The organism is Geminocystis sp. GBBB08, assembly GCF_016743215.1.
In the GTDB taxonomy this organism is placed as follows: domain Bacteria; phylum Cyanobacteriota; class Cyanobacteriia; order Cyanobacteriales; family Cyanobacteriaceae; genus Geminocystis.
This window is the reverse complement of the sequence record NZ_VRZC01000005.1, coordinates 49,253-58,046: the sequence shown is the minus strand read 5'-3', so window position 1 is coordinate 58,046 and position 8,794 is coordinate 49,253. Positions and strand designations below refer to the sequence as shown.

Annotated in this window: 7 protein-coding genes; 3 read left to right on the top strand and 4 right to left on the bottom strand. The window is 30.7% G+C overall.

The window, feature by feature from the left end; translation table 11 throughout:
* The first annotated feature begins 85 nt into the window (after positions 1–85).
* Complete coding sequence (locus tag FWJ34_RS01665; protein ID WP_308253587.1) at positions 86–724, top strand: LON peptidase substrate-binding domain-containing protein; 639 nt, start codon at positions 86–88, stop codon at positions 722–724.
* Positions 725–796: 72 nt separating this feature from the next.
* On the opposite strand, the gene FWJ34_RS01660 is transcribed toward FWJ34_RS01665, so the two are convergent.
* The 4 genes from FWJ34_RS01660 to trmB all read right to left on the bottom strand — a co-directional run bounded on the left by FWJ34_RS01660 (position 797) and on the right by trmB (position 4,675).
* Positions 797–1,675, bottom strand: a complete 879-nt coding sequence (locus tag FWJ34_RS01660; RefSeq protein WP_308253585.1) for a methylenetetrahydrofolate reductase — start codon at positions 1,673–1,675, stop codon at positions 797–799.
* A gap of 92 nt (positions 1,676–1,767) precedes the next feature.
* Positions 1,768–2,778 (bottom strand): tryptophan--tRNA ligase, encoded by a 1,011-nt coding sequence (trpS, locus tag FWJ34_RS01655; RefSeq protein ID WP_308253583.1) that lies wholly within the window; start codon positions 2,776–2,778, stop codon positions 1,768–1,770.
* Between the two features lie 223 nt (positions 2,779–3,001).
* Positions 3,002–3,919, bottom strand: a complete 918-nt coding sequence (locus FWJ34_RS01650) for a LysR family transcriptional regulator (RefSeq protein WP_308253582.1) — start codon at positions 3,917–3,919, stop codon at positions 3,002–3,004.
* Positions 3,920–4,039: 120 nt separating this feature from the next.
* Entirely contained in the window at positions 4,040–4,675 is a 636-nt protein-coding gene (gene trmB, locus FWJ34_RS01645) for a tRNA (guanosine(46)-N7)-methyltransferase TrmB (RefSeq protein ID WP_308253580.1), read from the bottom strand.
* Positions 4,676–4,846: 171 nt separating this feature from the next.
* Between trmB and FWJ34_RS01640 the strand changes: the two genes are divergently transcribed.
* Complete coding sequence (locus tag FWJ34_RS01640; protein WP_308253579.1) at positions 4,847–5,929, top strand: metallophosphoesterase; 1,083 nt, start codon at positions 4,847–4,849, stop codon at positions 5,927–5,929.
* 396 nt (positions 5,930–6,325) lie between these two features.
* Positions 6,326–8,566, top strand: coding sequence for an ATP-binding protein (locus FWJ34_RS01635; RefSeq protein ID WP_308253577.1), 2,241 nt, complete (start codon positions 6,326–6,328; stop codon positions 8,564–8,566).
* Positions 8,567–8,794: the final 228 nt, after the last annotated feature.

Here is an 8,794-nt window from a genome sequence, read left to right as displayed (position 1 = left end):
TTTAGAAAAGTATTATCGGTAGTTATCTGTTAATTAAGGCAAAAATCAGCTAAATTAGAAAAAAGTGCATAATTACAGAAAAATCATGGCATCTTCTTCCATTGCAGTTAGAGAATTACCTTTATTCCCCCTTCCCGAAGTCGTATTATTTCCGGGGCGCCCTTTACCGTTGCATATCTTTGAATTTCGTTATCGTATGATGATGAATACCATTTTAGAATACGATCGTCGTTTTGGAGTATTAATGATTGATCCGAGTAATGGGGAAATTGCGAAGATGGGTTGTTGTGCAGAAATCATCCATTTTGAGCGTTTACCTGATGATCGCATGAAAGTGTTAACCTTAGGGCAACAGAGATTTCGAGTATTGGAATATGTCAGAGAAAAACCTTATCGGGTTGGTTTAGTAGAGTGGTTTGAAGATAATTCCACTCAACATAATTTACGAGAAAAAGCGAAAGAAGCAACAACTTTATTGCACGATGTAGTTAAATTATCCGCTAAATTGACAGATCAAAAAATTGAATTACCAGAAAATTTACCTACCTTACCTAGAGAATTGTCTTATTGGATAGCTAGTAATCTTTATGGAGTAGCAATCGAACAACAAGCGTTATTAGAAATGCAGGATACTGGAGAGCGTTTACAAAGAGAAATTGATATTTTGACAACTACAAGAGGTAATTTAGCGGCTCGTACGGCTTTAAAAGATGCTTTTAAGTAAACTACCCAGCATCAAAATCAAAGATTTATGGTGTGGGCTTCATCATTCACAGGTTTATGTTTCTACATTTAGTTAAATCTCAGCTAAGTCTAATATTTGTGGTATTAAATCTTCTTTTTTTATAGCCATCAAATGTACTCCTTGACAAATACTTTTAGCTAATTTTACTTGCTCGGCAGCGATTTTTACCCCTTCTTCTAAGGGTTTTTCAGCTTTTTCTAGTCTTTTAATTATCGTTTCTGGGATCTGAACTCCCGGCACATTTTTATTAATAAATATAGCATTTTTTGCACTTTTTAATAAAAATATTCCCGCTAAAATTGGTCGATCACAATTTATCGCAATTTGATTCATAAATAGATCTAATTTATCAAAATCTGTGATTAATTGACTTTGAAAAAACTTTGCCCCAGCCATTAATTTTGCTTCAAAACGGCGTTGTAATCCAGACCAACTATTAGATTGAGGATCAACTGCAGCTCCTGCAAATAAGTCTAAATTGCCGTCAACTAAAGGTTTATTATGAAGATCAAAACCTTGATTTAATTGTCTAATTAACTTTAATAATCGCACCGATTCCAACTCAAAAACTGCCTTAGATTTGGGATGATCTCCTGCTTTTAAAGGATCACCTGTTAAGGCTAAAATGTTTCTAATTCCTAAACTATAAGCTCCCATTAAATCTGCTTGTAAGGCGATCGCATTTCTATCTCTACCAGTTACTTGACAAATTGGCTCAATTCGTTTCTGAGATAATAAGGCACAAGCGGCAATAGAGGACATTCTTAATACTGCTCGACTACCATCTGTAATATTAACACCATGAACACGATTTTTCAACAATTCTGCCACTTCTAACATTCGCTGAGGATTGCCACCTTTAGGCGGTGTAATTTCAGCCGTAATCAAAAACTCTTTATTGGCGATCGCTGCTTGAAATTTATTAGTCATATATATTAAGTAATAAGTAAGAGGAAAAGAAAAGGAGACTAAGATAAGAGAGGGAAAATATTTGCTTTCAACTTTCCTATCTTTGAAGGGAGTTAATTTTTAATAGTTAAATATCCCAAAGCATCTTTTACCCTTTTTAAAGTTATACTGGCAACACTTTCGGCTTTTTCTTTACCCTCTTTTAACACAGAATCTAAATAACTTTTCTCTGTCATGATTTCTTGGTATTTAGCCTGAATGGGAGTTAAAGCAGTAATAGTCGCTTCCGTTAGCAACGGTTTAAATTTACCCCAACCCATATCACTACATTCTGTGGTTACTTCTTCTTGACTTTTACCAGTAAAAATGCCGTATAATCCTAATAAATTATTACACTCTGGGCGATCGTCAGCAAAATTTAAACCCATAATAGGATCAGTTTTACATTTTTTAATTTTTTTCCGAATATCATCAGGAGTATCCAATAAATTGATTCTACTTAATTCCGAGGGATCAGATTTAGACATTTTTTTGCTACCGTCGCTAAGACTCATTATTCTCGCACCTTCTTTTCTGATTAAAGGCTCTGGTATTTTAAAGATAGGATTTTTTTCGTTACCATATTTATGATTAACTGCTATAGCAATATTACGGGTTAACTCTAAATGCTGTTTTTGATCTTCTCCTACAGGTACTTGATCAGCATCATATAATAATATATCCGCCGCCATCAAAACAGGATAGTCTAATAAACCAACACTGACATTGTCTCCTTGTTTAATGGCTTTTTCTTTAAATTGGATCATTCGTTCTAACCAATTAAGGGGAGTTACACAGTTTAACAACCATGCTAATTCACTATGGGCGCTAACGTGAGATTGTACAAAAATAGTAGAATAGTTTAAGTCAATACCACAAGCCAAATATAAAGCGGCAATGGTGTAGGTATCTTGAGCTAAAGTAGCAGGATTATGAGGTACAGTGATAGCGTGTAAATCAACGACACAGAAAAAATTATCATAGTTATATTGTAACTCTACCCAGTTGCGAATTGCCCCTAAATAATTGCCGATATGTAAATTTCCTGTCGGTTGTACTCCTGATAAAACACGCTTTTTGGTCATTATTTTTGGTTAAAAATTCAGTTAACTTTATTGAATAGATGAATATAACATCAAATTCTCATACACTCATGGCTTTATCAAAATCTTTGCTGTGATCAAGTTTGTTGCATTTGATAATTTCAAACACAAACATGATGAGTGCTATAATTCTCAGGACAAATTATAACATTTAAGTTGCAGATTATTTATCTTTCCAACACATTTTCTTATCCCTATCACCTCATCACTTCATCACACTATACTCATAAACTAAATTAAAAAAATCTCTTACTGTGGGAATTTCTAAACGATCTTTTGTGGTAATCAAAACAACTTCTCTGGTTAATTCATGATTAAAAGAATTATTGGAAGGCATAGTAATGGGAATAATAGCTAAAGTGGAATCTAACTTTGACTCTTGCAATGCTAATTCAGGTAATAAAGCAATTAAATTTCCTTGACGAATCACTCCCCGAAAGGCATCCAAAGTATTTAACTCCATCGCAACTTCTAACTCAAATCCGTAAAGAGCGAATATATCTTGAACTATACGTTGCATACCATAACCATCTTTAAAAATCACTTGAGAATACTTGGCTAATTCTGCAATAGTAACGCTTTTAGCTGTAGCTAACGGATGACTACTCGATACTAATACTTTAATTGGTTCATGATATAAATGTTTAACTACCATATCTGAACTAGAGGTTAAATACTTATTATTCATGACTAAAGCTATATCTACCAAACCATCCCTTAAAACTTTTAAAGCTCGATCGCTACCTAAAGCAGTCACTCGTAGTTGTACTTGGGGATGATTTTGGCAAAAATCTTGTAAAATAGGAGGTAAATAATATGCACATACAGAATGAATTGCTGCTACACACAACTCTGGTTGCTCACCGCCAAGTAATTCTTGAATTTTTTCCTCAACTTTTTCCCATTCCTGACAAATACGCCTAGCATGGGGTAATAATTTTTCTCCGCTAACGGTTAATTTTGCTACTGCTTGACGATGAAATAAAGCTGTTTTTAAATGAGTTTCTAAACCTTGAACTTGACGGCTAATAGTTGATTGTGTCACTCCACAAAGCTTTGCTGCTTGTCCAAAACTACCTGTTTCACTTACCGCTAGAAAAGCCTTGATTTGTTCAATTCTCATAAATATATAATCAATTTTGCCTATGATTGATTCTGCATAAGCTATTAGACTATAGAAATCTTTAAAACTGATTCTGTAACTATTCATACCAATTAACGAAATAGTTATCTCAGAGAAAAATTAAAATAGGGTTAAAATTGTGCGATAAACTTTTTCTCCTTTATTTATAGTAGCGATTTCTCTTTCTGTCATAATTTCTAAGGGATTTTCTGAGAGCCAAATTTCTGATTTTAAAGGTTTAAATTGCTGATTATCTAAAAAACGAGAACACATTTCTTCGGCGACTTCTTTTATATCTGACTGTAAAAATATTTGACCTTTTTTACTTAAAAATTGTGCCAAAATTGCAACTATTTCTGATTGTACAACTCTTCTTTTTTGATGTTTTTTCTTAAACCAAGGATCAGGAAATTGTATCGTTACTAATTCTAAACTATTAGGCGGTAAAGAGGCTAATAATTCTTTGAAAAAATGATTAATATTTCCAGATAAATAAAAAAGATTAGTTAAATTATATTCATCTTTAATTTGATTGGCTTCCTTGACTAATGCTTCTCTTATTTCTATGCCTAAATAATTTCTGTGGGGATTTTTTTGCGCCATTTGTAACAAAAAACGCCCCCTAGCACAACCTAAATCAAGGTGAAAGGGTGCGGATAAATTAGAATATACTTGACTCCAATCTGGTATGGAGATTGATTGTTGATACTTGTTACTTAATGGATTGACGTGTTGACGCACTCTGACTCTAGCCAATGTATTTTTTCTCCTATTTTTAGGATTCTAATTTAAAGTTAATTTTGAATGATAACTATTTTTGATTTAACTCCTATCGGAGACAAATCTTTACAGTCTTAGTTTTCGACTTGAAATAAATAATATCATTGCTAGTATAATTTTATCTTTGCTTATAGGTTAATTTAAACTATGAATGTACGTTTTGCGATCGCCAGTGATTTACATATAGCTTTACCGGAAACCATTGATTTTAATGCTAATCGTTTTCATTTAACTCAATTGAGCATACCAGCCTTAGAAGTAGTTTTACAACATTTAAGCACCCTTAACCTTGATTTTCTTTTATTACCAGGGGATTTAACCCAAGACGGAGAAAAAGTTAATCATCGTTGGTTACAAAAAAAATTAGCCACTTTACCTTACCCCGTATATGTGATTCCGGGTAATCATGATGTTCCTAGTTTAACAGGAAATGATACAACCATTGCCTTTACAGATTTTCCCCATTATTATCAACAGTTTGGCTATGAAAATACCAATAAATTAGACTATACTTGTGAAATTGCAAAAGGCTTACAATTAGTCGCCCTCAATTCCAATCAATTTAATGCCCAAGGAAAACAATTAGGTTGCTTAAGAGAAAATCAATTAATTTGGTTAGAAGAAACTCTTTCTCATCTTCAGGATAAGTTAATCTTCTTGATGATTCATCATAATGTAATTGAACACTTACCTCAACAATCTGATCATGTTTTAGGGCAGAGATATATGTTAGATAATGCTTCAGATTTATTAACAATACTAGAAAAATATCAAGTAAAATTTATTTTTACAGGACATTTACATATACAAGACATCGCCAATTTTAATAACATTTATGAAATTACGACAGGTTCATTAATTACTTATCCTCATCCTTATCGCATCTTAGAATTAAAGGATAATCAATTAATCATCGAGTCTCATCGTATCACCCAATTACCAGAAATGGAAAACTTAGCAGATTTTTCTCAAAAATGGACTTGCGATCGCTCATTTCCCTTTATGATAACTATATTAACGTCTCCTCCTTTAAACTTACCCTTGACAGAAGCGAAAAAATATGCACCGTTATTAAGAAATTTTTGGGCAGATATTGCCCATGGAGATAAACTATTTAACTTTCCCCAATTACCTGCGGATATTAACCAATATTTTCAGCAATTTGGTGCTATTGATAGTGATGGAAAACCACAATTAATCGATAACAATACTAAAATAAACTTATCTTAATCAAAACTTTTATCTCAAAGTTATTCATTGAGATTAGGCAAAATAGAGATAATTATTAGTCTAGTCGTAAGTGTTAGGTATCAGGTATTAGCTAATAGTTAATTGTGGAATATATACCTATCTTGATGGCTAATTTCTAATTTTGTAAATCTAAAAAAAATATTAAGGGAAAAATCCATTCAATCTTTAGAAAAGATTACAGTTTCACCAAAATTAAACAAATAAAGACATCATAGTAATAGGTAACTATTAAGGTAGAAAAAATTATCAGTAAAGTACATAAATGACAGCAAACTCTGAAATTCTCTTAAATCTTAAAAATTTTAAATTTTTTATTCTCAATTCTCAATTATACATTCTGTATTGTATCTAGCTATCTTTTGAACTTTCTAATTAATGTTTATATCCAGTCAATCCCTTATTAGTAGAATTATTCCTCATCAAATGTTTACTAAAATCAGTCATCTATGGCAAGATTTAGTAAATAAAAATGATTATAAAGGAATATATCTTAATGAGGATAATTTAATTTCCTCTGATAACACACCAAAACAAAAATTTCACAGTTTTCAATTATTTGTGTCAGATAAAATAAAGGCTTTATTATTAGTTGAAAAGCAGATTAACGAAATATATTATCAAATAACCATTACTTTTGATCGTCAAGAAATCATCGATTTTTTAGAATTAACTAAACCACAAATAATTCTCCCCTCAGAAGAATTTAAAAAATTAACAAGAATCTTATGTCAATATCAAAATGAAGATTTTTCTAATCAATATTTTATTATTGCCTTACTCAAAATTCTTACAGAACCTTTATGCTTTCAAGAAGGTTATTTAAACGATTATTTTGAAAATCAATCCATAGAAATTATTTTAAAAAATAGAATTCAACAGGAGAAAATTTTACATCAAGTAACACAAAAAATTCAGCAAGATTTAGATTTATTAATTATTGTCAAAATGACTATAGAACAGGTACAAAAATTATTACAAATTGATCGTCTTTTAGTCTATCAAATAAAAGTACCAATCAAAGAGAAATTTTCAGCAGAAACCAAGTTTATTGATACTGTAACCTATGAAGCAAAAGCATCAAATCTAATTCCTTCTGTATTAAATTTTCAAGAAGAAACTTGTTTTAATACCATTAGAAACTGTGAAGAAAAATATCTGAAGGGATTTCATTTAGCAGTAGAAGATATTGATAATTCTAATATCAATAAATGTCTGAAAGAATCAATGGAAAAATTAAAGGTAAAAGCTAAAATAGTTATCCCAATTATTGTTCAAAATAAACTCTGGGGTTTATTAATTGCTCATCAATGTTTTACCTCCAGAAAATGGAAAAGTAGTGAAGTTAATTTTCTCAAAAATATTGCTGAATATTTAGCTGTAGCTATCTATCAATATAACTCTTCTCATAAACTAGAAGAACAAAAAAAATTACTAGAACAACAAATAGAAAAAAAAGCAAAGCAGTTACAAGATGCTTTAATTGCCGCTCAAATTGCTAATCAATCTAAAACAGAATTTTTGGGAAGTATTAGCCATGAATTAAGAACTCCTTTAACCTGTGTTATTGGTTTATCTGGAACTTTATTACATTGGTCAAATAACACTAATAATAACTTATCCAATGACCAAGAAGTAAGATATTTAAAAATTATACAAGATAGTGGTAAAAAGTTATTAAAATTAATTAATAATATTTTAGATTTTGCCGATATTGAAGCTGGTAAATCACTACTTTATATTGAAAAAATATCGATAGAAAATCTTAGTAAAATGATTTATTTAGCGGGGTTAGAAATTGCTCGTCATCAAGGCATTACCATAAGGCTAGATAATCTAACAACTCCCGACTTAGTTTTATTTTATGCTGACGAAGAAAGACTATATCAAATATTATTAAATCTGGTAGATAATGCTATTAAATTTACGCCATCAGGTGGAGAAGTAATTATTAGATTAATGAGAAATAAAAATCAAGCAATTTTTCAAGTAGAAGATACTGGAATTGGGATTGACGAAAAACAAATTCCTCTTTTATTTACCAAATTTCAACAACTAGAAAATTATCGAACTCGTACTCATTCTGGCACCGGATTAGGATTAGCATTAACAAAACATTTAGTAGAATTGCATGGAGGTTTAATTGAAGTAAAATCTACGGTGGGAAAAGGTTCTACTTTTACAGTAATTTTACCAAATTCTAAAGAACCAATCAATTTCATACCCAAAATAAATGAAAAAGAAATAGTAGAAATAAAAGTAAATAAAACTATTGTAATTATTTCCCATGATGATGAAATTGGTACTTTTTTATGTGAATTATTAACTGCTGCAGATTATCAAGTTATTTGGTTAGTAGATTTGAATGAGGCTATTAATAGAATAAAATTAATTAATCCAGCTATCGTCATTTTAGAACAAAATCAGCAAATTTCTTTAAACATTTCCCATGCCCTTAAAACCGATAGTGATAATAATTTACATTTAATCGTTATTCGAGAAGAAATAAATGGCAATGATTGGGAAAATTTATCTCATTCTGGTATTGATGAGTATTTATTAAAACCATTACAACCAAGAATTTTACTTAAAGCAATAGCAAGAATAATTAACAATTAGGGTTTGCTTAAAAAGTCTATCAATCAATTAGGGAGACTCTTATGACTCTTAAGACTAGGAGAAATACTGAAAAATCAAGGTTTTGATGTTGTTAACATACCTTTTAAGTGTATTTATAATCAATAAAAATAAGGTCAAAAGTGTTAAGTTTGTTAGTAAACAAGGGGTTTAAACCCTTTCCTAAAATTGAGCACTTTTTTGTTAATGTAGTATGTCTAAATCTCTAGT

Bases quoted from the DNA above. Each gene is read 5' to 3' on its own strand.
- FWJ34_RS01665 (WP_308253587.1), top strand. From the start codon at position 86: ATGGCATCTTCTTCCATTGCAGTTAGAGAATTACCTTTATTCCCCCTT.
- FWJ34_RS01660 (WP_308253585.1), bottom strand. From the start codon at position 1,675: ATGACTAATAAATTTCAAGCAGCGATCGCCAATAAAGAGTTTTTGATT.
- trpS (WP_308253583.1), bottom strand. From the start codon at position 2,778: ATGACCAAAAAGCGTGTTTTATCAGGAGTACAACCGACAGGAAATTTA.
- FWJ34_RS01650 (WP_308253582.1), bottom strand. From the start codon at position 3,919: ATGAGAATTGAACAAATCAAGGCTTTTCTAGCGGTAAGTGAAACAGGT.
- FWJ34_RS01640 (WP_308253579.1), top strand. From the start codon at position 4,847: ATGAATGTACGTTTTGCGATCGCCAGTGATTTACATATAGCTTTACCG.
- FWJ34_RS01635 (WP_308253577.1), top strand. From the start codon at position 6,326: ATGTTTATATCCAGTCAATCCCTTATTAGTAGAATTATTCCTCATCAA.